The sequence below is a fragment of the Runella limosa DSM 17973 genome, from assembly GCF_000482465.1.
Taxonomy (GTDB): domain Bacteria; phylum Bacteroidota; class Bacteroidia; order Cytophagales; family Spirosomataceae; genus Runella; species Runella limosa.
The window spans coordinates 376,926-403,137 of the sequence record NZ_KI519422.1 but is presented as its reverse complement, the minus strand read 5'-3'; the positions used below and the strand labels follow the sequence as shown (position 1 = coordinate 403,137).

Below are 26,212 nucleotides of genomic sequence, written 5' to 3'. Positions count from 1 at the left end.
TTTTGGTTATCGAAGTAGCGTCACCGCCCCTCGTTGAGAAATACGAGGGCGGTCGGGGAAAAATTTAGACTTAAACGAGACCACATAAGGATAGGTCATCGGAGGATAAAGCGCACCTCGGTATTTGCCATCCCACTTCTCATTCATATCGTTGGTATGAAAAATAACTTCTCCCCAACGGTTAAAAATCTTCAATTCAAAATCGCTCAAGTGGTCGCCATACACATCCAACAGGTCGTTTTGGCCATCCGCGTTTGGAGAAAATGCGTCAGGGATAAACAATCGAGGCTCACACCGCACCACCACTTGCACTGAGTCGGTGACTTCACAACTGGCTGGGCTGGTAATACTCACTCGATACGTTCCAACCTGACCTACGGTAACCCGTAGCGTTGTGGCATCAAGAGGCGGAAACCAACGATAGCGTAAATTGGGCGTCGTAGGGCGAATAATTAATGTCGCCGTTGCACCCACATCCAAATCACACAACCCTACATCACGGTTTAAATCATAGACGGGTCTCGGCGCCAACGAATACACAAAATTGTCGGTATCGGTACAGCCCGTCACGGAGTTGGTCACTGTCAATGAATACGTTCCTGCTCGACTCACCGTAATTCGGTTAGTCGTTTCTCCCGTACTCCATTGGTATTGATTGCCTGCAATATTGGGAAGGGTTGGCACCAACAAAGCCGTATCTCCAACACATTTTTCACGGTCGGGGCCAAGGCTTAGAAACTTCTCAGGTAACACTCCCACAGTTATGTCGCGCAAGGTGGTATCGCACCCGCCCGCATCGGTCACTTGCACGTTGTATTTCCCTGGCAACAAGTTGCTGATGATTGGCGCATTTGTACCTACCGTTCCCCCCGTAGCATTGGTCCAAACATAGCGCGTTGGAGTTCCTGCCAAGGTAGAAAGGTTGATAGCCCCTGCATTGGGAACGGTACATCGGGCATCAACCACCGTCGGTTGTAGTCGTAGGTTTTTGACCACCCGCAAGGTAAATGACGAATCGGTCGCACAAACCGTTGGGTTACCCGTCAGTCGGACTTTGTACGTCCCTTCGCCTAAACTCGCCAACGTATTTCCCGTACCCGTTAGTGGCGTGTCGTTCGGTTGTCCAAACCAGCTAAAGGTATAATTGCCCGCAGGCGTAATACTTCCAATCACAATCCTGCCGTCGCGCGTGGTACAGCCCGTCGGCGGGGTAAGGGTCGCTTGCATTCGTGCCTTGGGTAAGGCGCGTACTTGGATGGTATCTTCGTTTACACAGGCTTGGGGAGTGCCCGCATTGATGGTCACTTGAACTGAATATGCCCCTGGTCTGCTGACCGTAATGGTCTGTGAAGTTTCTCCTGTGCTCCACTGAAATTTATTCCAATTTGTGAGAGAAGGTTTTCCATCTAATACAACCGTTCCACCTCCAACACACAAACTGGTATCACTCAATACATACGCGGGCGGTCTTCTCATGGTTATTTGCGTACCTCCTTGTACCCGACACTGCCCTTCTATGCCATTGGCAGCAATCACCCGATACGTTCCTGAACCCCCATTGGGTTGCAACGTAATCGTTTTTGTTCGCGCAATCACCGCACCATTCCTCAGCCATATATACTCTTCGGCTTGGACGCCCGCATCCAGTACCAGTCGATTGACGCACGTATCTATCGGCGACCTCAGATTAATCGGGTCAGGGGTAGCCACAATCGTGATTCGTTGGGTAATGGTCGTGTCTTTACAACGGTTCACTAAACGTAAACTCACTGTGTAACTACCTGGGTTTCGGTAGGTATGCTGTACTTGTTGGTTTTGGCCAACGATTGGCGCAGAGCCATCCCCAAAATTCCACGTGTAAGAATCTTTGATAGGGTCGCAGAGAGGGGACGCTTGGAAATTGGTAGCTTGGTTGGAACAGGTATCCGAATACGTAAAACCTGGCCCAGAAGACTCTTGGGTAAAGTTAAAGACAAAGTTGGGCAAGCCAATTTGGCTGATTTTTCCTCCCAAATTAATCCCCCTTTCAACAAACCGTACTTCGTCCTGAGAATCTTCGTCGGGATAATTAATTACCCCCAAATACTGACTGCCTTTGATAGCCATGTAAATACGCCCATCGGAGCCTACTTGCAAAGCGCCATATACCTGCGTTGCCGAACTGTCGATGAGTATTTTAGAATCGGCAATGCGAGCCGAATCCCCCAAACTAATATCGTACTGATAAAGACGCGATAGGGTTGTATCACTGTCGTCTTTTTGCAGGGTGACGTACATTTTAGAACCATCGGGTGAAAATTCGACCCCGTATGCCTTGGGCGGCGCAGGGCCTATGTCAATGGTCAAAGGTGCCGAAAGCCTCCCCGACGAATCGCTAAAAGTGTAAATCTGTACCAAGTTTTTGGGTGGCCCAGGCACTACCATTGCCAATCGTCTCGAACCCGTACTATCTTGGGCCGAAAACTTCATGTATCCTTCTGCTTGGTTAGGTGTGTTTTGGAGCGTTCCCAACGGATAAGCCGTAGGCCCTTCAATACCCGCTTTGGTTACGTGATATACCTTGAAAGTGTTGCTATTATAATCGTGGGTAACTACCCAGTAGGTCGAATCTTGGTCGTTCCGAACCGACGTAATCCGTTCGGTTGTATTGTCGGTTAGTACTTGATTTTTTTCTACAATTTCTCCTTTTCCTCCGTTACGGCGCATATCGACGAGGCTATAACTGAGTTGTTTTTTGCCATTAATGTCAGAAGTTGTAAACACGTAATACAAATACTCACATCCCCGACAGGTAGGTTTTGGCACAATCAAAGCCGATTGGGTAGAGTTCGGGCTTCCTCCCAAAGGCGTAGTCGTCCCATCCTTAGAGGGCATCAGTGCACCGCCTTTGTCATAAATGCTGATCCCATCGGTATAAAACAAGAGTTGTCCTTTCGAGTTGGCAATTGACGACGTCCCTTCTGGCGTATTCAGCTGGCCATTGGTGAGGGGGGTTGGGCTACCGCCCGAAAAATCCAAACCCGCATTATTTCCAAAATACCACTTTGCGCCTTCCTGACTGCTTTGTTCCAAACAAACTTTTACGTTGATGCGGTCTTCGTAGGTACAGCCTTCGGCGTTGGTTACTTCTACCGAATAACAGCCCGAGCTGTCCACGCGCATGGTTTGGGTAGAATCTCCGTTGGGAAACCACAGGTATTTTGCTCCCGAAGGCGCGTTGGAGGGATAAGGGTTCAGGATTAATTTTCCCAAATCTTCCTTACAAATCATCGTATCGCGCCGCCAACCTGGGAATTGTGGCGGAGGAACACCAATATTAATGGTTTTGGTTACTATCTGCGGCACCCCATTGACCGTCCGCGTCAGCGTCACGGTATAAGGCCCTGGCGTTTGGTACAAGTGCTTGGCACTGACTTTGGTAGAGGTATTTTGGGTACCACTGCCTGGGTCGCCAAAATCCCAAAGCCAAGCCGTAGAAGTTTTGAGTGTATCCGAGAACGTCACAGAATCGCTTTTACATTCTACATCGGGAATACACAGTTTACCTTTCACGTCAAACTGAGCGTGTACTTGGGTAGGCAATGCCATCCCCAACGCCCATAAGCCGATAATAACAAGAAATATGTAGGGTTGCTTTCTCATTGGTTTAGTCTCTTTCTCCTCTTCCTCAAATCTTGTGCCTAATTTCAACGTATTATGTTGTTATCTTGTTTACGCAAATTTCGTTGTTTACGCTGCGTTTCTAAGCAAAATCTAATCTCAAAGGGGGTAAGTCTTACTAAAAACGAAAAAACCTTACCGAAAATTTTGTCGCATTTAACGGTAAGGTAATAAAATATACAATCCCTCGATAAGAGTTCAACTCATTCTTCGTAATTGAGGTCTTTGGTGAAAGTTTCTTCCAAGAAATACAGCGATGCCAATGCTATGATTACGGTGACTGTTCCAATCAATACGGCGCTGTTGATGATGCCTAAACTGGGTTTTAGAGCTACAAATGCCGAAGTAAGAATAATGGCGGTTCCGCGCACCACGTTAGGCACGGAGGTAGCCACCGTCGCGCGGAGGTTTGTGCCAAAAAGCTCGGCTGCAATCGTGATAAAAATCGTCCAATACCCGTTACAAAAGCCCAATAACACACAAATCACATAAAACGAATCGGCGCTTTTGACTGGGAATAGCAGGTAAGCAAGCATGAATACAAACGAAAGCAGAATAAACAGCCCCATTACTTTTTTACGGCTTTTGAGGTACTGACTGACAAGGCCGCTCACAATATCCCCGACGATTTGTCCAGAAAAAGCAAACATGACGCATTTACCCGCCAAAATGGGTTCGGTCAGTCCGACGGCTTTGCCAAATTCGGGCGAGAAAGTCATCAAAACGCCCGTCACAAACCACAAAGGAATGCCAATGAGAATCGACAACAAGTACTTAGTAAAACGGCGTCGGTTGTTGAACAGCATCAAAATATTACCTTTCTGAACTTTCCGCGATTTTACTTTTTCAAACAAACCAGACTCAAACACATTTAAGCGTAAAATCAGCAGCACAAGCCCCATGCCACCGCCTACAAAGTACGATACGCGCCAATCGAACCAATCAGCCACAAAATTGGCCATGATCGCGCCCACCAGCCCCATCGTCGCAACAACCGTAGTTCCGTAGCCCCGAATTTCTTTAGGTAACACTTCTGATACAAGGGTAATTCCTGCGCCTAGTTCGCCCGCAAGGCCAATGCCCGCGATAAAACGCAAAAAAGCATACTGCTCTACGGTTTCGACAAATCCATTGGCAATATTGGCCAGCGAGTACATTAGAATTGAACCAAAAAGAATGGAAAGACGGCCTTTTTTGTCGCCCAATATCCCCCAAAACACCCCACCAATGAGCAAACCTGCCAATTGGGTATTGAGTAAGAACACGCCTTCTGGAAGAAGTTGGTCGGCCGAAACGCCCAAAGATTTGAGGCTATTGACACGCACGACGCTGAACAAAAACAGGTCGTACATATCTACTAAATATCCCAGTGCGGCAACAATAACGGGAATTTGAACAAGGTGTTGTAAGGTGGATTTTTGCGACATGATTAAGGTTTAAGGCGAATGCTCAGAAAAGAAACTCAACCCTAAAAATTACTCTCTTTGGGGCTATCCGTCTTTTCAAATGGCTTTTATCCCCAAAACGTCCGATTTTTACCACCAACTTTTTTCTCCGACTTTCCACTTTTGTGTCATCATTCACGCACAAAATTTACTTCATTCGTATGCAACGGAGATTCTTTCTTTCTGCCACCGCAGTAGCTACGGCTGGCAGTTTCGCCCCCAAATTATTTGCCCAAAGTAACCCTAAACCTTTCCTCGTCAAGAATGGGGAAGCTCGCTTTGGGGTTCATACGCCCTACAAGGGTATTAATCCCAACGATGTTAAGATTTCGGGAAAAGATACCAATGGACAATTGGCTGTTTTTGAGTATATTGGCCATGTCAAAGAAGGCCCCGTCCTGCACGTACACAACGACCAAGACGAAATCTTTACGGTGGTAGAAGGAAGCTATCGGTTTCGGGTAGGCGAAAAAGAAGAAGTGTTAGCGCCAGGAGACACGATATTTTTACCCCGCAAAATCCCCCACACGTGGATTCAACTGAGCGACAAAGGCAAGTTGATTTACATGGTGCAGCCTGCGGGAAAAATGGAAGAATTTTTCCTAAAAATGAATGAATTGAAGGCGCCACCAACCGAAGAAGAGTTTCAACAAATCACCATGGCGCACGGCATGAAAAATGTAGGACCACCTTTAAGCCTAAAATAAAATGGTTATTCTGAAAGATGTACTGCCCAGTTTGCATTTGCAAGAATACGTCCGCAAACACCAAATCATTCGATTTAAGTTTGGGGCGAATGAGGTATTGCCTTTCAAAGCCTACGTGCCCCGCCCCGAGCAATGCTTGGTTTTTTATTTGAGAGATTTACAAAACGTAGGATATTCCAACGACGCACCGCTGCAAAAACATCCCCAATGTACCCTCAACGGCCAGCATACGCTGCTAACAAACCGATACATTGGGCGCGATTTTTGGGCGTTGCAGATTGTCTTGCAACCAACGGCGTTATTTCGACTCACGGGTCTTCCTTCTTCTGAATTGACCAATACGTTTATTGACGCCGAAGCGATTTGGGGGAGCGATATTCGTTCGGTTCACGAAGAAATTTCCAATTTAGACGACCCTTTTGGGGCCATTCTACTGGCAGAACGTTTTTTGGAAAAACTGATTAAAAAGTCAAAACGCCCACTGCTTGGGGTTGACAAAGTGGCGCAAGTTGTTTTATCCCAAAACAAGACACTTTTTATGGACACTTTGGCCGACGATGCCTGCCTAAGTGTCCGTCAGTTTCACCGAGTTTTCACCGAAAGGGTCGGTGTAAGTCCCAAAACCTTCGACCGAATTACGCGTTTTGAAAAAGCCGTAAAATTCAAGAATGCCCAACCGCACAAAGATTGGCTCACAATTGCGCTCGAATTGGGTTATTATGATTATCAACATTTGGTACGCGACTTTAAAGAGTTTACGCACCTGACGCCCAACGGTTTTCTCATTGCCGAAGGGAAAGCCCCCGAACGGGCTTTTGGCGTGGCAGAAGTGTAGGCTAAAACGAATACCCAACGGCAATGTTGAGTACCAAATTTTCTTTTCGCCAGCTACGGCTTCCAAAGTCCATTTGACGAATCACCCAACGGTCGGTTTCGGGAAGCCAAGGCTTGCGAAGGGGCGTCGCTAAGTCGAAACGAAGCAACAAAAACGGCAAGGTCAAGCGCAAGCCAAGCCCCGCTCCTACGGCTACTTGTTTGTAAAACTTATTGGTAAAAACGGCATTGTCTTCGGGAAAATAAAACGAATTATCGAAATTTCGATACATCCAGATATTGCCCGCATCGGCAAAAAGCGCCGTTTCAATGTATTGATTTACTTTAAACCGAAGCTCCGTATTGGCTTCCAGTCGAATATCCCCAAAGGAAGTAAAGCCAAACAAACTCAGCGAGTCGGGCTGGTAGCCTCCTGGCCCAACGGACCGCCCACGAAACGCCCTAATCCCGTTGCTTCCACCCGCAAAATATTGCTTAAACTGAGGCAACGCAAACGAGTTTCCGTAGGGAATCCCCACCCCTCCAAGGATACGATTGGCCCAACGGATGGAAGGCGTAAAATCGTAATAGTACCGCATATCGGCATCGAAACGCGCGTATTGTTCGTACGGAATGCCAAACACCATGCCCACTTCTTGGCGGCCTTTGGCAATGAGGCCCGCCACATTTCCTGCAATATCGGCCCCCGCATTCAAGACAAACTTTCCTTTACTACCAAAAGCGGACTGCGGGGTAAAGCTAAAGTTGTACTGCGCTCCCAAAATGAGGCGGTTTTCGAGGATACTAAAATACCGAAGTAAATCTTGCAAAGAAACAGTAGCCGAAGTGATGCTGTCCACCAATGCCTCGCTAATGTTTCGGGGCTTGACAAGGTTGAGCGAAATGGGCGTAAATGAGTGTTCAAACCTCGTGCTTCGCCGCCACACGTAGCCCCAGTTGAACTTCACTGAGGTTTGGGTATAAAAATCTTTTTGAGATAACTCTTCGTACCCTACCGTCAACGTTGTTTTGGGCAATGTTTGGTTTTTGGCGGGGTTCATTCGGTAAAAAGGCAAGACAAAACGCGGGAACGACAGTTCACCTTCTACGCTCGTTCGGTAATAATCTCGCACTTTGATATTCCGCTGACGTCCCAGCTGCACATCTATCCCCGCATTGGCCGTCAGGCGAAGCATTTCAGCTCCCCGAAACAGGTTTCGGTTCATCCACGTCAGGTTTAGCTGCGACCCTGTCAGGTTGCTTGACTTCGTAACGGCACTTAGTTCTGCCCGCAGCGATTTCTTTTTCAGTGGTGTCAAATAATAATACACATCCAACAAAGCCGAATCGGACCGAGGAAGCAACTCAAAGCGATTTTTAACAAATTTAAAATTCTTGAGGTTGATTAGCCGCGACAACGACACATCTTGTATGTCGCTGCTATACATTGCTTTAGGGCGAAAACCAATGGCATCGGCAAATGTCCGAACACGGTACGCCCGCGCAGGATCCACAATCTGAAAACCACGTCGATACACTGCTCCCGCCAAGGTATCTGAACGCAGCAAGCCATTGTCCGAAATGACATACACATTTTTAATAAAATACCTTTTTAGAGCCAACTGGGTTGTGTTGGGTTTTAGCTCCACGTACAGATTCACCCGATTTCGCTTGAGGTTGGTATCGGCCTTGACAATGAGGTAGTCGGGGCGAAAGTAATAAAACCCAACGCGTTTCAAATCCCGTTCAATCCGCTGGCGCTCGGCCTCAATGACCGAAAGCTGGTAAGGCTGCCCTGGTTTTAGCAGGGACGCTTGGCGGTTTTTGAGAAATTCTCGGGTAAAACCTCGTCCCGTATTGGGATCCACAAATTCAACGTTTTCAATCAAATACCGTGGTTTTAGGGCGACCGTATAATGGGCTTTGGCGGTACGCCCTTTTTCAACCAACTCCCCCGAAGCTTCGGTACGGAAATAACCTTCATTTTGGAGATAATTCGTGACTATTTCGCCGTTTGCAGTAACAGCCCGACGACTTGCCAACACGGGCGCTTCTCCAAAACGCTTCCGAAACCACCCTCGAAAGCTCTTTTCTTTGGTAGGCTCACCCATAAAATAATAGAACCAAACTTTGTACGGGAAACCCAACAAGCTACTGTTTGGCACAGGCCGAATCAAGGGTTCTACCATTGCCTTCACGGCCTTGGCATCTTTGGCCGATACTGCCGAGTCAGCTACCACTTTTACTTCCGCCCCCATGTACAGGCTCTCTCCCGCAGGCAAGTGCTTCGATACCGAGCAGCTACTCAGCACGATTCCAACCAGAAAAAGCCAGACAGCCGTGATTCTTGACATGTAACTTTAATTTGAGAACCTATTTTTTGAACATTTCTTTGAAGGTTTCGTAATCCAAAACAACGGCAAAACTCACGCCTGTTTCTACAATAAATCCTTCTAATACGGTTTGATACTGATTTTTTCGATAAGCGCGTACCGCATAGCGCCCGTCGCGGGTTAGGTTATAATTGATGTTGACGTTATCGACCAATTCGGTGGATTTTTGGGTACGGTTTCCGCTTTCAATCTCAAAGTTTCGGCCCACATTCACCGTCAAACGCTCGTTCAAAAATGCTTTGCTTAACCCCACGTTCAAGTCGGTTTGGCCTGCGCTACCGCTTCCCGTTGCCACGGCGGTCGAGTTCACGTCAAAATTGAGTTTAACACCCTTGATCAAATCCGACGCCAACAAGTTAAGCTGGTCGGTTAGGAGCTTACTCACACTTTGGCGGGCTATCACTTCGGGATTGACTGACGAGAAGAAATCTGACGATTGTTCACCCATAAATTTATTCAAAACCAGCAAAGAAAACACCTGTTTATTCATCTGAACGGGGTCTTTGATGTTGTTAAAAACCCCATCTTCTTCGATTCGGCTACGTATGCTAGCCGACACCTTGGCGGGATCGGGACGCACTTCAAAGCTAATTTGTGGATTGCTAAGGCTTCCTTGCATTTTGAGCAATACCTCAAGCGGCACTTTGCCGAACTGCGCGGCTTTGCCTTGGAGGGGCGTTAAATCGGCAACAACGGGATACACCGCCGTAATGTCCACGTCAGCCTTCATGGGGTCGCCCGTCCAGAGCAGGCGGCTTCCTTTTTGGATGGTAAAATCTCGTTTTAAAATTTCAAATGTAAGATTATACGACCCTTGGGTAAGTTCGTACAATCCCAAAATATACGGTTGTCCTTCGGGAGTGATGCCCGCATTGAGCTGCGCATTGCCTTTTACTTTTAGGTTGTCTCCGTTCAGTTCATCCACCACAATGGTCAATTGCGAGCGGTCGTCGGCTTCTAAGTTGAGCGAAATCCCTGCCCCAAAAGCCAGCGGTGCGGCCGTTTCTGCACCTGTATTTGGCACCGCCGTGGTGTCCGATTTATTCACAAACTCGACAATCCCTTCCGTACTTGCCTTACCCAAATCATCGTCGGGCATGATCACCGTAATATCGCTTCCTTGTTTGAGTTTGACCGACCCGTCAATCGTCGGATTGGTACCTACGCCTTCGATGTGCAAGTTGGCGTCCACAATGCCTTTGCCGTAAAAGAAATCATTTTCTTTGCGTGAGGCGTTCAACACCGTAAAGTCTTTCCCTTCAATCGTGAGGTTATAGGCTACGTTCGGTAGGTTAGCCCAATTGATTTTTCCGTCCACCTGTAAGGGCTGATTGAGGGTATCTCTAACCACAAATTTTTTGAGGAAAATATCAGAATTGGCAAACTGCAAGCGGCTATTGGGAATGCGGTACGTGGCACCCAATTTGGTGATATTAAATGCCACACTATCAAACAGTGCCTCTCCTTCCACTTGCGGCTTATCGGCAGCTCCTCGAATGGTGGCTTTTCCTGACAATGCCCCCGTGGCGCGACGAAGCTGCCCCGCGCTAAATGCCTCAATCGTCTGCGCTCCAAGCTTCCGAATATCCACCTGCAAGTCGAGCGGGGTTTTGCTTTTCAACAGGTAATTACCCGTCAAACGAACATCGTTTTGGGGGCTTTTGAGGGTTGCTTCCGCCACAATCTTAGACGCCGATTCGTTGGCAGCTTTTATTTTCAAATCTCCAATCGGGATGTTGGTATATTTAAAGCCTTCAATGCCCAAGTCGCCCGTAAATACAGCCGACTCGGTATAGTTTTGTAACAACACATTCCCTCCCAATTTACCGCTTACCTGCAACGAATCCATCACCAAAGAGGTCAGTGAGCCCAAATCAAGGCTATCCATTTCGACCCGCAAAGGGCCGTTGGGCGTATCGGTCGTGGTGTTGATGAGCAGTCGTTGACGGTCTTGTTGCAAGCCAAATTGTTTGACCAATAATCCTTCTTTCCCAAACTGAACGTAGCCATCGGGCGCTGCTTGCCAAGATTTGTAATCAAGCAACAGGCCATTTGGCACGAGTTGTAAGCGATACGTATTGCCCACGCTTGCCAGTGAGCCCGCCAATTCGTGTTGTTTTTGGTATAATGAATCTTTAAAAGATGCCTTAAAACCTACCAAACTATTGGCCACTTGACCCTCTACGGCTGCCCGCTTGATTTGGTATGTATCGTACAAAAAGTTGTCCACATGCCCCACGTAATTGGCCTGATTTTCGACTCCTAACACGCCAAAATCAGCGTTTTTAACCACCATGCTATCGTACTCAACGTGCGGTGCCGAAATACGCGCCAGCAACGTAGTATCACGCTGACTGTCCAAATTCACCGAAAAACGCACAGTATCCATTCGAGTCAGTTCAGGCACAAAAACCTGAATCGCAGGGTGGTTGGCTATTTTTCCTTCCATCGACAAGCGATACGGACTGGTTACGGGTTTGTAAGAAACGTCGGGAAGGGCAAAATAACGGTTGATTTCAGTCAACACCACGTCGGCCAACTGCACATAGCGAAACGTACCCGTAGCTTTGGCTTTTAAGAAAGGCGCATCTATCCGCGCCAAGCGCTCTCCCTGCTGATTCTCCAATGCTACTTGAATATTTTGCAGGGGAATAGTTTTACCTTTTTGTACCAAAATTCCATTGGTAATTTGGAACGTTCCGCGTGGGTCTTCGGGGTCAGTAGAAGTAAAATTGGCGTTTATTCCCCCTTTGATTTCCAAATCTTCTTCGTACAAATGAAGTGGTTTTAGGCGCAGCGTTAGGATGTCTAACTGGGATGAAAACGTAGGATAGTCCGTCCGCAAATCTGCTTTGGCAACCAATGTCAGGGTAGCGTTAGAATCAGCAATGGCGGCCGTTAGGTCTGCAACTTGCTCCCTCACACTCCCTTTCAAGGCCAAATTTTGATATACATAGCCTTTCACATCGGCCTTTTCAACGACACCAGTCAAATCTGCTTGAAGCGTTTTGGGATCAATGCCTTGTCCAACCACCGTTGCTTTGAGCGAAAGTTTTCCCAACTCCGAAGGCGGTTGTTTGAGCCATTTCCCTGCATCAAATTCCTGCAAAACAAGCGTTCCGTCGTAGCTTTGTTGACGGCCTTTTACAAAATTTTTGAGATTTCCCGCAAAGGTCGCATTGCCTTGGTCGGAAGCCAATTGGGTATCCAACTGCAAGTTGTCTAAGCTCCCTTTCACTTTGCCCGATAAACGCAGGTTTTCGGGCAATTCGATGGTAGCAGGCAGGGCGCTATCGGGCAAAATCCGCTGCAAATCTCGCCTCGAAGACGACAAGTCAGCAATGTTTAAGTCCAGCGCCATTCGTTGAGGATCGGGTAAACCCTTAATCCGCCCATCGGCCCGTAAGTGGGTTGTTTCTAACGTACTAATGTCAACGCCTTTTAAGCTCAAATCGTCGATACGGCCTTGTACAAGGCCATTGAGTTTGACGATGGCGGCAGGGTTTTTGGTAAACGGAGGCGTTTTTTTCAACGAAGGCACCCAAGCAAGGATGTCTTTAAAACTCAATTGGCTTTTGGTCAAACGCAGATCTACGCCCACTTTCCCCACGTTTTTTGAAAAATCATCTAGCGAAGCATAGCGCAGCACCAACCGATCTTGAAGAAGCGTTTCATTGGTTTGCAGTAGCAGGTTTTGTAGTGATACTTCGCGGGGCGTATAGACAAAATTAGCACGAAGTTGGCGCACCGCTCCGCGTCGTTTTTCTACCCAACTCCCCGACTTCAATTGCCCCGAAATACGTTCTGGTGCAAATAAAAAACTATCTAGCTGGGTTTGAAATTGCTGAAGCTCTAGGCCAAAATCACCCGAACGAAACGTAATGTCGGTATTTTCAATGCCTAATTTTTTGAGGGCAACCAACAGTTTGGTCAAAAACAATTTTTCAGCTTCTACCTCTATTTTTCCAATGGTAAGAGCAGTTTTTATCTGTTGTTTTTCGTCTTCATACGTCAACCGATAGTCTGCCAAGCGAATCATGCCCAGTTTCAAATCAAGCGAATCAGAGGCAGGCGTTGTAGCAGCAGTTTGGGTCGTATCTTGGCGAAGGGGTTGGTACATTTTCACCGCTACCTTTCCCGAACGAATGTCGGTTTTAGATAAATGATAACGGTTCAATGAAGGATTGAAAGCCGAAAAAAGAAAGCGCGCATCGGGCAGTGACAGATCAGCATCGGTACCGATGACCGCGTCTTGGTACGACACACGCACATTGCGCAGCTGAATGGCATCCAGTCGCATATCCAGCGGTGCTGTCGTGGTATCGGGCGTGGTATCTTCCGATGCAAAGGCTTTGGCGACAAAGGCAAAATTAAAAGTAGTATCAGGGAGTGTACGGTAGGCTTTGAGACGAATGTCTTCCAGCTGGATTTCATTAATACCCACCCGACTTTGAAGCAAACCCCACACGTCCAAGTCCACGTATAGGCGTCCTCCCGCAAGTAGCGTATCGCGCCGCAAATCCTCCACATACACCCCACGTAGTTCAATCCAGTCGGGCAATGAAAAGCGAGCTTGGGTTATCTCCACTTTTGTATTAAGCTTTTTACGAAGGTACGACACTGCTTGTTGGGTCAGCCAGTTTTGGCCCGAAGTAGTTTGTAGCCAAACCACCCCCGAACCGACCACTAGCAGTAGTCCCAATACAACAAGCAATATGCCTCTACCTACTTTTTTCACTCAATAGCCCCCTTAGCCCCCCGCGAGAGAATGTTGATTCACTAAAAAAGCGTCGGGTTGCTCACAACCCGACGCACCAAAAAGTTCTATTTCACAAACGGATCTTCGGCAAACTTCACGTTGAAGTCCGTCACCGTTGTGACCTTCATCGGTTTTTTATCAATGCTACTTACATAAGTTGTTTCTGAAGGATACGAAAGACCATACTTTGATTTTTCGTATTTGGCATGGTCACGGGTTTGAATTTCGCCCGTTGCCAATGTCAATTTTTCTCGCAGGAGCAAGCCCGTTTTTGCATCAAAATACAGGTTGTATTTCACTCCTTTTCCTTCCAATTCTACTTGCGTGGCAGTGGCACCATTGATTTGCTCCGTTCCAACGACGGTAGCGATGTAGCCTTTGGTGGTATAATCATCAAAAGGGATAAGGATATCCGTTAGTTCGCGACGCATGTTCTCGCGTTCTTTATCGCTCAAGTTGCTGGTTTGGTACTGCGTTACCTTGTCACGGCTACCAATAGGAATTTTTAGCCAACCATCGGTTGCTTTGATGCCATAGATAAAATCACGTTTTAAAATGGTACGTACCTTTACCATTGCCTGCGAAGGCACTGAGGCTTTGATGTCCAAATCAAAGTCGTTGGCCGTTCCTGCGCGGTAGGCTTGTTTGAGGGTGTAAGTTTGAACCGAATCCCACAATGCTTTGCCACCCGTGGCTGTATAATACTTTAAAAAGACAGAATCTGCCTTTGCGTCTGAAGTCTGCGCATAAAGCCCTGTGCTCACCACAGCGGCTAAAAATAAGGTTACAACTAGCTGTTTCATCGTTAAAAAAGACGTTTGGATGAATAACTCCAAAAATAATGGTTTTATGATAGGATACCACTAAAAAATCGTGCCAAACAAAAAAGCCCCGTCGGGGGCTTTTTTGTTTTTATCTACAGTAGTCACTGTTTATTAGTTACGATACATCACCGTTTTCACGGCATCAATCGTACGTTTTACGTTTGGCAAAGCGGCTTCAATCAAGGTTGGCGCATAAGGTAGCGACACATCCATGCTGTTCACACGTACGACAGGAGCATCCAAATAATCAAACGCTTTGCGCTGGATCATGTAAGTAAGTTCCGTCGCAATCGACGACAATGGCCAAGCCTCTTCTACCACCACGCAGCGGTTGGTTTTCTTGACAGATTCAATCACCGTTGGATAGTCGATAGGGCGCACGGTACGCAAATCAATCAATTCGGCGTTGATACCCATCTTGGCCAATTCTTCAATGGCAGGATTAACAACGCGTGTAATCATTTTACCAAAAGAAACAATCGTTACGTCCGTCCCTGTCTTTTTCACTTCCGCTTTTCCAATTGGAATGATGTATTCTTCTTCTGGAACTTCGCCTTTATCACCATACATCAATTCTGACTCCATAAAAATAACGGGGTCATTATCACGAATTGAGGCTTTCAGCAATCCTTTTGCATCATAAGGGTTTGAGGGAACAACCACTTTCAAACCTGGCGTGTTGGCATACCAGTTTTCAAAGTTTTGAGAGTGCTGCGCGCCCAACTGACCCGCGTTCCCAGTAGGCCCACGGAATACGATAGGACAGCTGTATTGTCCGCCTGACATCGAAAGGATTTTAGCAGCAGAGTTGATCACTTGGTCGATGGCTACCAACGAGAAGTTGAATGTCATAAACTCGATGATAGGTCGCAAACCGTTCATTCCAGCACCTACCCCGATACCAGCAAAACCCAATTCTGCAATAGGTGTGTCTATAACGCGTTCGGGCCCAAATTCGTCAAGCATTCCTTGACTTACTTTGTAAGCTCCATTGTATTCGGCTACTTCTTCACCCATCAAAAACACGCGTGAGTCACGACGCATTTCTTCGCTCAAGGCTTCACGTAAAGCTTCACGGAAAAGTATTTGTCTCATTGTATGTGTAAAATTCTGGATTTGGGGGTTGAAAACGGGCGTAAAAATAGGAATTTTTTCGTAAATCTAGTCATTTGGCCACGACTTCCCCTACGTCTCTTGCTGTTTTTCATTTCTATGGCAAGCCACCTACATGGCTCACTTAGGCTTGTGCGCTACTTTTGTACATGACTACTCCAAAATGGCTCAAAAGGGTTCCAAATCGCTTTTTTTCAAAAAAAATTGCCTTCCGAGTGGTAAAAATTGCAAAGAATTGAGTTTATATAGCGAAAAGTTGAAGCAAACGCTTTAAGTTTGTAGCAAATACCTAACTATATAATCCACTTTTAACCTCATAAGAAATGAGAAAAATTGTTTTATTTTCATTGTCTGTTCTCCTCTTTGCATCTTGCAACAAGAAACAACTGGCCCAACTCAACAAAGAAAAAGCTGAACTCCAAGCATTGTTGGACAAAAACAAGGCTGATTGCGACGCGTTGACCTCAAAACTTAACAATGACATCAGCGATTTGAAAAACCAAATCAAATTGAAAGATGGTGATGTTACCAACGAACGTGCTAAACTCAAAGCATTGGAAGATGAATTGGCGTACTTGAAACGTACAAACACCAACCTTCTTGACCGTTTGTCTGACTTGTCAATCGTAAGTAAAGATGGCGCAGAAAGCATCAAAAAATCATTGGATGCCTTGAACCGTCAGAGCTCTTACATCCAAGATTTGAACTCAAACTTGCGTCGCAAGGATTCACTCAACTTGGCGTTGGTGATGAGCCTCAAGCGCTCACTTGACAATGTGAACGACGAAGACGTAAACATTGAAGTGAAAAAAGGCGTAGTGTATATCTCGCTTTCTGACAAAATGTTGTTCAAATACGGCAGCTACGAAATCACGCCACAAGCTGAAACAGTGTTGAGCAAAATTGCTAAAGTAGTAAACGACCGCAAAGATTTCGACATCTTGGTAGAAGGCCACACCGACAGCGTACCGTACAACAGCGCATCGGTGTTGGAAGACAACTGGGATTTGAGTGCCAAGCGTGCAACGTCAGTAGTACGCACACTTCAGAAAAAATACAGCGTAGCACCTGAGCGTATGACTGCAGGTGGCCGTGGAGAATATGTACCAAAAGTAGCGAACGACAGCAGCAAAAACCGCAGCGTAAACCGTCGTACTGAAATCGTCATTCTTCCAAAACTTGACCAATTCTTCCAAATGTTTGAAGGAGGAAAATAAGGTCTAAAAACCTTTCCCAACCATGGCGAGCGATGTCTTTCGAGGCATCGCTCGTTTTTTTGGGGAAATCTCATAACTTCGTGACACTTTACGCGTTTTTGATAAAAAGGACCACCATGAAACATTTCCGTAAACTCATTCTTGCCGCTGTGTGCGTTGTGTCCGTAGGTTTTTTTGCCTTCCGCAATGACGAACGCTTTTTTGAAATCGCCCGTAACTTAGACATTTATGCCACGCTGTTTAAGGAGCTTAATCGCTATTATGTGGACGAAATCAACCCCAATCGGTTGACTAAAATGAGCATAGAATCTATGCTTAAAAACCTCGACCCTTACACCAATTTCTACGCCGAAGACGAAATTGAAGATTATCGCACCATGACCACGGGCCAATACACGGGCATCGGGGCCATAATCACCCCTAACAAGGGCAAACAAATCATTTATTCTATCCTGGAAGATTCTCCCGCCGCCAAAGCAAACCTTCACGTAGGTGATGAAATTGTCAAAATCGACGGAATAGACATCACCACCCGCAAAGATGCCAACCCCGACAAACTCATGAAAGGGCAGGCCAATTCGTCGGTGAAGCTCGCCGTGCGCCGCGTGGGTACCAAAGACCTGATTGAAGTCAATGTAACGCGTGAGTTTGTCAAGACAGGAAATGTCCCTTATTACGGAATGCTCGACAACGAAGTAGGCTACATCGACCTCAAAGATTTTAATCAAACGGCTGCCCGCGAGGTAAAAAATGCGCTGGTGGAACTCAAAGGAAAAGGCATGAAAAAATTGGTGCTTGACCTTCGCGAAAACCCAGGTGGATTGCTTGACCAAGCGGTATTGATTTGTAATTTATTCATTCCCAAAGATGCTGAAGTGGTATCGAACCGTGGAAAAGTAACGGAGTGGAACAAAACTTATACGGCTCCAATGGCGCCTGTGGACACTGACATTCCGTTGGTGGTGCTGGTCAATGGCCGCAGTGCATCCGCTTCTGAAATTGTGTCGGGGGTGATGCAAGATTACGACCGTGGGGTGTTGGTGGGGCAAAGAACCTACGGCAAAGGGCTTGTCCAGACAACCCGCGATTTGTCGTACAATACCAAATTAAAAGTAACTGTTGCGAAGTACTACATCCCGAGTGGACGTTGTATTCAGGCCATCGATTATAGCCACCGCAACCCCGACGGCAGCGTGGCCAAAGTACCTGACTCGCTCAAAGTGGCCTTCAAAACCCGCAATGGCCGCGTGGTGTATGACGGTGGTGGCGTAGAACCTGATGTAGCTACCGAACTGCCTGCATTGCCAACAATTGTGACCAGTCTAAACGCCAAAGGGTTGTTTTTTGACTATGCTTTGCACTACCGTGCCGCGCACCCAACCATCAAAGCCGCTAAAGAATTTGAGCTCACAGATGCCGATTATCAAGGATTTTCGACTTGGTTAAAAGACAAAGAATACGACTACGTGACACAGGTAGAGAAAGACCTCGGCACGCTTGAGGCATCGGCCAAAAAAGAAAAGTACTTTGATGTTATCCAAGAACAACTTAAAGCACTTAAAACCAAGCTCGGTCATAGCAAAGAGAGCGATTTGGCGATGTTCAAAAAAGACATTAAACACCTACTAGAGCGGGAAATTGTTTCGCACTATTACCTACAAAAAGGGGAGCGCGAATACGTATTCCGCACAGATGCCGAAGTAAAGGCAGCGCTAGATTTGTTTAAAGACATGCCTCGCTACGAAAAAATCTTGAAAGGGCAAAAATAAACCGCCGTGTGTCGGGGTGCTCACACCCCGGCACACGATATATTCGGTATTTTCCCCCTATTTCCTACATTTGCAACTCCATTTACGAATTGCAGCATGTTTTTAACGAAAATCAAATCAAAAGAGTCGGGTTTATTGCTATACGGAATCACTCCTCCCAAATCACAAACCGCTCCTGAAAAAGTAAGTGAGATTGCCGAAAAAACACTGGCCCGTTTGCAAGGGTTAGACATCGACGCCCTCATTGTGTATGATGTTCAAGATGAATCGAGTCGAACTTCCGAAGAGCGGCCTTTTCCATTCATCACCGCCCTCGACCCCTTTGATTTTGCCCGTCAGCATTTGGCACCTCTGACAATTCCCAAAATTATCTATCGCCCTGCAGGAAAGTTTACCCAAGACGAACTTCGTCAGTGGGTGGGCAATTTGACCCAACAAGGCTTTTATCCTGTGTTTGTAGGCGTTCCTTCACCTGATTTTACGCCCGTCACCAGCCTACCCGACGCCTACTCCGTTTGGCGAGAATTTGACCAAAATTCTATCATCGGCGCCGTCACCATTCCCGAACGGCATGCTGTTCTCAACGACGAAGACCAACGCATCCTCGATAAGGTCGCGAGCGGGGTCAGTTATTTTGTCTCACAGTGTGTGTTCAACGTAGCCTATGCCAAACAAATGCTTACGGCCGTCGTCAACACCTGCCAAGCGCAACAATTACCCCTTCCTACGTTTGTATTTACCATTACCGCCTGTGGGTCAAAAAAAACGCTCCACTTCATGGAATGGCTCGGTATTCACGTGCCTGATTCGGTAAAAGAAACCTTGCTGGAATCTGAAAACATCCTCGAAACGTCGGTGAATCTTTGCTTACAAATTGCGGATGAACTTATTGAGTTTTGTGCCGAACACGCCATTCCTTTTGGGTTTAACATCGAAAGTGTGGCCATTCGTAAAGACGAAATAGAAGCCTCTATTTACATGGTCAATCAACTACGTGAGCGGCTTGTGGCAAAAGGACTAAGAAATAACTAATCTGAAAATTTCATGGCGACGGCACTCTCTCCCGCTGATTTTTTGCAAGCCTCCCAGCGCTTGCCCATCATCGACGTGCGGTCGCCAGGCGAATATAGCCACGCGCACATTCCTGGTGCCATCAATATCCCACTTTTTAGCAACGACGAACGCGTCAAAGTGGGCACCTGCTACAAACAACAAGGACGCGATGCGGCCGTTCGGTTAGGATTAGAAATGGTAGGGCCAAAACTCGCTTTATTCGTCAAAAAAGCCGACTTAGTCGCTCCTCAACAAGAAGTGCTGGTTCACTGCTGGCGCGGCGGAATGCGCAGTGGAAGCTTTGCGTGGTTATTGCGAACGGCGGGTTTCCGCGTATCAACCCTAGAAGGTGGCTACAAAGCCTACCGCAACCACGTTTTGGAGTCGTTTAGCCGACCACAAAACATGACCATTTTGGGTGGCCCAACAGGGAGCGGTAAAACCGACATTCTACGTGCGCTCGCCGAAATGGGCGAACAAGTCATTGATTTGGAGGCCATTGCCCACCACAAAGGCTCGGCTTACGGCGCGATTGGGCAATCTCCCCAGCCTTCTTCCGAACAGTTTGAAAACCTACTACATCAACAATGGCGTTTGCTAGACCCACAGCGGCGCGTTTGGCTCGAAAGCGAAAGTCGGCACATTGGGGGCTGTTTTATTCCGCTGGCTTTTTGGCAACAAATGCAGCAGCCGACGCAGTTTGTTTTTGTTGACCTTCCTAAGGACCTCCGTATTCAACGCCTCGTCCGCGAATACGCTTGCTACGACCACACATTACTGCAAGCTGCCACCGACCGCATCAAAAAACGACTTGGCGGCCAGCACTACAAAGCCGCTATCGACGCCCTCCAACGCCACGACTACGCTACGGTAGCCGATATTTCGCTCAACTACTACGACAAAGCCTACCTATACGAGCTCTCTCAACGCGCTATTTCTCATCACCTCCACCCTACCGACGACAACCCCACGGCTACAGCGCAAGCCATCTTACAACTTAAAGCATATTAATGCTAAGTCTAGTTTAAATAATTTCACTAATAACTACCAGTAAGTCAGAATTTTACATTTTTTATCACCTACTAAAACTGTTAAATCCATCGTCATAAAAGGCAATAAACCTACCACAACATAGTAGTTTTTGGATAGTTGGTTGTATTTAGTGGCCAGTTGACGACAAAAGGATTGATTTTACAGAACATTGGGGCAATTTTTGACTGTTTTCGCATAGTATTGATTACTCATTTTTACCCGAAATGTCATTATGAACGCCTCCCTACAACCAACCACTTCCAGTGAAGGAAGTGCGCTCGAAAAATCGGTGCTTCCTCAAACTGAAAGCACAAAAATCATGATTGTCTTAAATGCAAAAGACTTTCAAGAATGTTGTTTGGAATTGGTTCGCCAACAGATTGCCTTTGAAGTGAAATACAATGGATATCTTTCTCCAAAAACAGTCATTGATAGAACTTCGGCTTTTAAGGACAATTACCTTGAAATTGTAAAAAAAATCCATGATAAATACCTTCAAGGAGATTTTGGCAATGTTCCCCCTTCAGAAAAAGAAATCACTGAAAACCATGGCATTAAACCTGCCTTGTTTAAAAGTCTGTTTAAAAAAGTATATGGACAGCCATTTTATCAACTCTACACGGCAAAGCGAATGGAGCGGGCTGCTTCGCTCTTGAAAAAAGGTTATAAAGCCAACGAAGTAGCGCTGATGATCGGCTACAGCGCATCTTCGGCGATTAAGTTCAACAAAATGTTTCAGAAGTACTTTCACATTACTCCCAAAAAATACCAACTCCAGTTTTACGGTAAAATAAACCGACGGTAGTGGGCGTGCTAAATCCGATCTATCAATTCTTTTACCTTACGTACTTGACGACCCGCAATATGGTCAATGATGGCGGCAGCATGGTCGCGCCCATTTTCAATAAAGACTTTTTCGGTATGAATACCTGCCACTACGGTGCCACACAAGTATAAACCAGAGACGTTGGTTTCAAAGGTTTCGGGGTTAAATACTGGCACCATACTTGGTTGGCGCAACTCCACCCCACACCGCTGAAGCAATGCTCCATCTGGTATATACCCAATGAGCATCAATACAAAATCAGCTTCAAGCCATTCTTGCTCACCCGTTTGGGTATTTTCTATCAACACCCGCTTAGGCTCTATGGCTTTGGTGAGGCTATTGAAACGCGTTTTTATTTTCCCTTCTTTGACCCGATTTTTGACGTCAGGAATTAACCAATATTTCACCGTCGGACGAAAGTCCGCCCCTCGGTGAACGACCGTCACGTCCACATCATGGCGGTACATTTCCAGCGCGGCCTCCACCGCAGAATTAGCCCCTCCCACTATCACAACTTTGGAAAATGAGTACTGAAACGGTTCGTCATAATAGGGAGAAACGTGCGGAAGTTTTTCCCCATTTATCCCCAAAAAGCGAGGAAAGTCAAAATAACCCGTAGAGATAATGACCTTTTTGGCATAGTAATTTTCTCCTCCTATCGTCTGAATTTCAAATACTTCGTCGTCTTGTTTTACAACCTGAGCTACTTCTGTAAACAATTTGAAGTTGAGGTGATAATACCCCGCCACTTTGCGGTAATATTGCAACGCCTCACTGCGGTTGGCTTTGACGTCCGAAATGGGAAACGGGATGCCTCCAATCTCGATATTTTCGGCGGTGGAGAAAAAACGCATTCGTTTGGGATAGCGCCGAATCGACTCCGTGATGCTCCCCTTTTCAAGAATCAAGTGACTCAATCCTGCCTTCGCAGCCTCTATCCCAGCAGCCAGCCCACAAGGCCCCGCGCCTACTATCAATACATCGTACAATTGCATGGTGGATTACGATTACTTAGTGAAGTCCCAAAATTACGGCTTTCATCCCAAAAGTAGTCTCATTAATAAGGTAATATAGCGACATTTTAGGCTTTTAAAGCTATACAATTTTACATTTGTAGCCTAGAATGCTTTCTTGCATAAGCGTTCACATTGCGTGTCTGGTCAATTATAACTTTCAATCAAACTAAACCTAAATGAAAAAACCATTACTCTTGGCAGCAGCCTTGCTCGTAGGAAGCTACCTCACCCACGCCCAACAGCGCCCCGCTGGCGGTGGCGAGCGCCAAGCCTCAACTTCTACGGCTCCCTCAAAAGAAGACAAAGGAAGCGACATCCCCTTTAATCCTGACTCTTTTGTTGTTACTGAAAGCGAAGTAACCGTCAAAGGGCAACGCGTCCCTTACAAGGCAACGACTGGTACTATGCCCGTTTTTGACGAAGGTGGTAAAGCCATAGCAGGCTTGTTTTACATGTATTACGAACGCAGCGACGTAAAAGACCGTGGCAATCGCCCGTTGATTATTTCGTTCAACGGTGGCCCTGGAACGGCATCGGTGTGGATGCACATGGCCTACACAGGCCCAGTCCTGCTCAACATCGACGATGAGGGCTATCCGCTACAACCGTATGGCTACAAGAAAAATCCGTATTCGATTTTAGACGTTGCCGACATTGTGTTCATTGACCCTGTCAACACGGGCTACTCTCGTCCTACCAGCAAAGATGTTCCTACCTCAAAGTTTTTTGGGGTAAATGCCGACATCAAATATTTGGCCGAGTGGATTCGTACGTTTGTGACGCGCAACAACCGCTGGGATTCGCCTAAGTACCTCATCGGAGAAAGCTACGGCACAACGCGCGTTTCGGGCTTGGCCTTGGAGCTACAAAGCAACCAATGGATGTACATCAATGGCGTAATCTTGGTATCGCCTACTACGCTTGGCATAGAGCGTGGCGAAGCTTCTGAGGCGGCGTTGAAAGTACCTTACTGCGCGGCTACGGCTTGGTATCACAAAAAACTTCCTGCGGATTTACAGAAAAAAGACTTGACCGATTTCTTACCTGAGGTAGAGAATTTTACCATCAATGAGCTTCTTCCTGCCGTAAGCATGGGCGGCTTTTTGGACGATGCCAAGCGCAAAGCCATCGCGGCCAAGCTCGCTCGTTATACGGGGGTTTCGGAAAAAGAAGTCCTCCAAAACAACCTCAACATGCCGCTTCAATACTTCTGGAAAGAGCTTCTGCGTGATGAAGGCTATACCGTAGGCCGTTTGGATTCTCGTTACAAAGGCATCGACCGCAAAGATGCTGGCGACCGCCCAGATTTTAACGCCGAATTGACGTCGTGGTTGCACTCGTTTACCCCTGCCATCAACATGTACCTTCGCAACGAGCTCAATTACAAAACCGACCTCAAGTACTACATGTTTGGCCCCGTAAACCCTTGGGATCGTTCTAATGACCAAACGGGCGAAAACCTCCGTCAGGCCATGGCACAGAACCCTTATTTGCATTTACTGGTGCAGTCGGGTTACTACGACGGTGCTTGCGATTATTTTAATGCCCAATACAATATGTGGCAAATGGATCCTGCTGGAAAACTCAAGAACCGCATGAGCTGGAAAGGCTACCGCAGCGGTCACATGATGTATTTGCGCAAGGAAGACCTTCAAAAATCAAATGATGACATTCGCGATTTTATTAAGAAGTCAACACCGAAATCGAACCAACCTGCCAAGTACTAGCCAATAGGCGGTTGTATAATCAGTAAAATTTAGCGAAAACTTGCTTCATAAGGGGATAAACTTACAAGAACCTCATGAAGCAAGTTTTCCTCCTTTTAAGCCTTTTTGGCCTCGCAACTGAACTGGTTCAGGCTCAAACTAAATCACTCAAGAACTCTCCTCCCCTAGCCGAAGCCGCCCCCGAAACGGTTGGTATGTCGTCTGAGCGCCTCAACCGCCTTGACGGAGTCCTCCAAAATGCGATTGCGCAAAGCAGTGTTCCAGGCGTATCGGCACTTATCGTCCGAAACGGCAAGATTGTCTATTACAAAGCCTTTGGAATGGCCGACAATACCGCCAACCGTCAGTTGAAACGGGATGATATTTTTCGGATTGCGTCGATGAGTAAAGCCATCACCTCCACGGCCGTGATGATGCTGTGGGAAGAAGGAAAGTTTCAACTCGACGACCCGATTTCGAAGTATATTCCTGAATTTAAAAACCAAACGGTGCTCAAAAACTTCAAATTTCAGGACTCCACCTATACCACCGAACTCGTAAAATCAGAAATTACCATCCGTCATTTGCTAACGCACACGTCAGGACTTGGCTACGGGGTCATTGATGCCGACGAGCGTTTCAAGGCGATGTACCACAAAGCGGGCATTGTTGATTTGTTCACAACCGAGCCCGTCAAAATTGGCGATAATATCAAGAAACTAGCCAAACTCCCACTCCACCATCACCCAGGCGAGAAGTACGTCTATTCGGAAGGTTTAGATGTATTGGGCTACTTCATCGAATTGATGTCGGGAATGCCCTTTGATGAGTTTTTGCGGAAACGATTGTTTGAGCCATTGGGCATGGGAGATACTTATTTTTACCTGCCCGACGCGAAAGCAGGGCGTTTGGTAACAATTCAAAAACCGCAAAACGGGCAATGGGTGCGCTATCCTAATACTTTCTACGATACCGACTACCCCATCAAAGGAGCAAAAACATTTTTCTCGGGAGGCGCAGGGTTATCAAGTACGTCCAAAGATTATGCTACGTTTTTGATGATGTACCTCAACGGCGGTGAGCTCAATGGCAAACGTTTTTTAAGCCGCACTACCATACAAACTATTTTGAGCAATCAAGTAGGAGATTTATTGGGTGGCGACAAAGCCAATTCATCTTATGGTTTAGCCTTCGGCCTCCTCAATAAAGCGGGCGAAGACAAAGGAGCTAAAGGTAGCGCAGGGACGTTTGAGTGGGGCGGTTATTTTAATACCAACTATTTTGCCGACCCCAAAGAAAAAATAATTGGCGTGATTATGAAACAGACCCAAAGCAGCGGCGATAACCTCAATAATTTGTTCCGCCAAATGATTTATCAATCCATTGATGACTGACAAAAACCCTATTCATTTTACTTTAAAAGCCTCCAAAAGAGGCTTTTTTCGTGTTTTAAGCGTAGTGTTTTTTGTTATCTTTGTTCAAAATCATTATCGAATCAGGTTGAACGCATTAAAATATAAAGCCCCATTTATTTGCTCCAGAGGAGCTACATCTTAGTAGAAAAATGAATCAAATCCCCCCCTTTTTTCTACGAAGATTTAGCCTCGCTGAGGCTACTTTTTTTAATGCGTTTAACCTGGTATAAAAGAGAAAAAGGAATCATTCAAATTAACTTTTAAAACTTTGCACCCTAATATCATTAATGGCCAGCACCAGAGTTTAAATGAAAGAAAAAGTGCCAAAAACTTTTAGTATATAAACCCTCCACATTAAAATTCATCCCCTTACGCGTCCCCATAAAAAACAAAACTCATTAACTATGTATTAGTCAATGAGTTAAAAGCCAAAGTTGTGACCCCGACGGGAAGCGAAGTCGAGC

At 46.5% G+C, this 26,212-nt stretch carries 16 protein-coding genes; 9 read left to right on the top strand and 7 right to left on the bottom strand.

Annotated features, from left to right (window positions below):
- Positions 1-6: 6 nt before the first annotated feature.
- Both K339_RS0119560 and K339_RS0119555 read right to left on the bottom strand, forming a co-directional pair.
- Positions 7-3,642 carry a T9SS type B sorting domain-containing protein gene (locus K339_RS0119560; protein ID WP_028525115.1) on the bottom strand — a complete coding sequence of 1,212 codons (3,636 nt, stop codon included), beginning with the start codon at positions 3,640-3,642 and terminating at the stop codon, positions 7-9.
- Between the two features lie 221 nt (positions 3,643-3,863).
- Positions 3,864-5,087, bottom strand: coding sequence for an MFS transporter (locus tag K339_RS0119555; RefSeq protein ID WP_028525114.1), 1,224 nt, complete (start codon positions 5,085-5,087; stop codon positions 3,864-3,866).
- Positions 5,088-5,266: 179 nt separating this feature from the next.
- Between K339_RS0119555 and K339_RS0119550 the strand changes: the two genes are divergently transcribed.
- Both K339_RS0119550 and K339_RS0119545 read left to right on the top strand, forming a co-directional pair.
- A complete protein-coding gene (locus K339_RS0119550; RefSeq protein ID WP_028525113.1) occupies positions 5,267-5,812 on the top strand; it encodes a cupin domain-containing protein in 546 nt (181 codons plus the stop codon).
- Between the two features lies 1 nt (position 5,813).
- Complete coding sequence (locus K339_RS0119545; protein WP_028525112.1) at positions 5,814-6,647, top strand: helix-turn-helix domain-containing protein; 834 nt, start codon at positions 5,814-5,816, stop codon at positions 6,645-6,647.
- A 1-nt stretch (position 6,648) separates the two neighbouring features.
- Here the strand turns inward: K339_RS0119545 and tamL are convergent, their stop codons facing one another.
- From tamL to K339_RS0119525, 4 genes are all read right to left on the bottom strand, one after another.
- Positions 6,649-8,979 carry a translocation and assembly module lipoprotein TamL gene (tamL, locus tag K339_RS0119540; protein ID WP_028525111.1) on the bottom strand — a complete coding sequence of 777 codons (2,331 nt, stop codon included), beginning with the start codon at positions 8,977-8,979 and terminating at the stop codon, positions 6,649-6,651.
- A 19-nt stretch (positions 8,980-8,998) separates the two neighbouring features.
- Positions 8,999-13,756, bottom strand: coding sequence for a translocation/assembly module TamB (locus K339_RS0119535; RefSeq protein ID WP_028525110.1), 4,758 nt, complete (start codon positions 13,754-13,756; stop codon positions 8,999-9,001).
- Between the two features lie 86 nt (positions 13,757-13,842).
- On the bottom strand, positions 13,843-14,580 hold the full coding sequence (locus tag K339_RS0119530; protein ID WP_028525109.1) for a hypothetical protein: 738 nt from the start codon (positions 14,578-14,580) through the stop codon (positions 13,843-13,845).
- A 132-nt stretch (positions 14,581-14,712) separates the two neighbouring features.
- The gene (locus K339_RS0119525) at positions 14,713-15,717 is read right to left on the bottom strand and encodes a pyruvate dehydrogenase complex E1 component subunit beta (protein ID WP_262506076.1); all 1,005 of its coding nucleotides are present in this window, start codon (positions 15,715-15,717) and stop codon (positions 14,713-14,715) included.
- A gap of 320 nt (positions 15,718-16,037) precedes the next feature.
- Between K339_RS0119525 and K339_RS0119515 the strand changes: the two genes are divergently transcribed.
- The 5 genes from K339_RS0119515 (at position 16,038) to K339_RS0119495 (ending at position 21,590) form a co-directional block, all read left to right on the top strand.
- Entirely contained in the window at positions 16,038-16,931 is an 894-nt protein-coding gene (locus K339_RS0119515) for an OmpA family protein (RefSeq protein ID WP_028525107.1), read from the top strand.
- A gap of 116 nt (positions 16,932-17,047) precedes the next feature.
- Entirely contained in the window at positions 17,048-18,700 is a 1,653-nt protein-coding gene (locus K339_RS0119510) for a S41 family peptidase (RefSeq protein ID WP_028525106.1), read from the top strand.
- 96 nt (positions 18,701-18,796) lie between these two features.
- Positions 18,797-19,732, top strand: a complete 936-nt coding sequence (locus K339_RS0119505) for a methylenetetrahydrofolate reductase (protein WP_028525105.1) — start codon at positions 18,797-18,799, stop codon at positions 19,730-19,732.
- Between the two features lie 12 nt (positions 19,733-19,744).
- Positions 19,745-20,764 carry a tRNA 2-selenouridine(34) synthase MnmH gene (mnmH, locus tag K339_RS0119500; RefSeq protein WP_028525104.1) on the top strand — a complete coding sequence of 340 codons (1,020 nt, stop codon included), beginning with the start codon at positions 19,745-19,747 and terminating at the stop codon, positions 20,762-20,764.
- Positions 20,765-21,017: 253 nt separating this feature from the next.
- A complete protein-coding gene (locus K339_RS0119495; RefSeq protein ID WP_028525103.1) occupies positions 21,018-21,590 on the top strand; it encodes a helix-turn-helix transcriptional regulator in 573 nt (190 codons plus the stop codon).
- 8 nt (positions 21,591-21,598) lie between these two features.
- Here the strand turns inward: K339_RS0119495 and K339_RS0119490 are convergent, their stop codons facing one another.
- Complete coding sequence (locus K339_RS0119490) at positions 21,599-22,606, bottom strand: YpdA family putative bacillithiol disulfide reductase (protein WP_028525102.1); 1,008 nt, start codon at positions 22,604-22,606, stop codon at positions 21,599-21,601.
- A 197-nt stretch (positions 22,607-22,803) separates the two neighbouring features.
- Here K339_RS0119490 and K339_RS0119485 point away from each other — a divergent pair, with 197 nt between their 5' ends.
- Positions 22,804-24,354: a S10 family peptidase gene (locus K339_RS0119485; RefSeq protein ID WP_028525101.1), complete on the top strand. Its 1,551-nt coding sequence runs from the start codon at positions 22,804-22,806 to the stop codon at positions 24,352-24,354.
- 74 nt (positions 24,355-24,428) lie between these two features.
- Positions 24,429-25,727 carry a serine hydrolase domain-containing protein gene (locus K339_RS0119480; protein WP_028525100.1) on the top strand — a complete coding sequence of 433 codons (1,299 nt, stop codon included), beginning with the start codon at positions 24,429-24,431 and terminating at the stop codon, positions 25,725-25,727.
- The last annotated feature ends 485 nt before the right edge of the window (positions 25,728-26,212 follow it).

Bases quoted from the DNA above. Each gene is read 5' to 3' on its own strand.
- K339_RS0119495 (WP_028525103.1), top strand. From the start codon at position 21,018: ATGAACGCCTCCCTACAACCAACCACTTCCAGTGAAGGAAGTGCGCTC.
- K339_RS0119515 (WP_028525107.1), top strand. From the start codon at position 16,038: ATGAGAAAAATTGTTTTATTTTCATTGTCTGTTCTCCTCTTTGCATCT.
- K339_RS0119490 (WP_028525102.1), bottom strand. From the start codon at position 22,606: ATGCAATTGTACGATGTATTGATAGTAGGCGCGGGGCCTTGTGGGCTG.
- K339_RS0119510 (WP_028525106.1), top strand. From the start codon at position 17,048: ATGAAACATTTCCGTAAACTCATTCTTGCCGCTGTGTGCGTTGTGTCC.
- K339_RS0119555 (WP_028525114.1), bottom strand. From the start codon at position 5,087: ATGTCGCAAAAATCCACCTTACAACACCTTGTTCAAATTCCCGTTATT.
- K339_RS0119530 (WP_028525109.1), bottom strand. From the start codon at position 14,580: ATGAAACAGCTAGTTGTAACCTTATTTTTAGCCGCTGTGGTGAGCACA.
- K339_RS0119505 (WP_028525105.1), top strand. From the start codon at position 18,797: ATGTTTTTAACGAAAATCAAATCAAAAGAGTCGGGTTTATTGCTATAC.
- mnmH (WP_028525104.1), top strand. From the start codon at position 19,745: ATGGCGACGGCACTCTCTCCCGCTGATTTTTTGCAAGCCTCCCAGCGC.
- K339_RS0119560 (WP_028525115.1), bottom strand. From the start codon at position 3,642: ATGAGAAAGCAACCCTACATATTTCTTGTTATTATCGGCTTATGGGCG.
- K339_RS0119485 (WP_028525101.1), top strand. From the start codon at position 22,804: ATGAAAAAACCATTACTCTTGGCAGCAGCCTTGCTCGTAGGAAGCTAC.
- K339_RS0119480 (WP_028525100.1), top strand. From the start codon at position 24,429: ATGAAGCAAGTTTTCCTCCTTTTAAGCCTTTTTGGCCTCGCAACTGAA.
- K339_RS0119545 (WP_028525112.1), top strand. From the start codon at position 5,814: ATGGTTATTCTGAAAGATGTACTGCCCAGTTTGCATTTGCAAGAATAC.
- tamL (WP_028525111.1), bottom strand. From the start codon at position 8,979: ATGTCAAGAATCACGGCTGTCTGGCTTTTTCTGGTTGGAATCGTGCTG.
- K339_RS0119550 (WP_028525113.1), top strand. From the start codon at position 5,267: ATGCAACGGAGATTCTTTCTTTCTGCCACCGCAGTAGCTACGGCTGGC.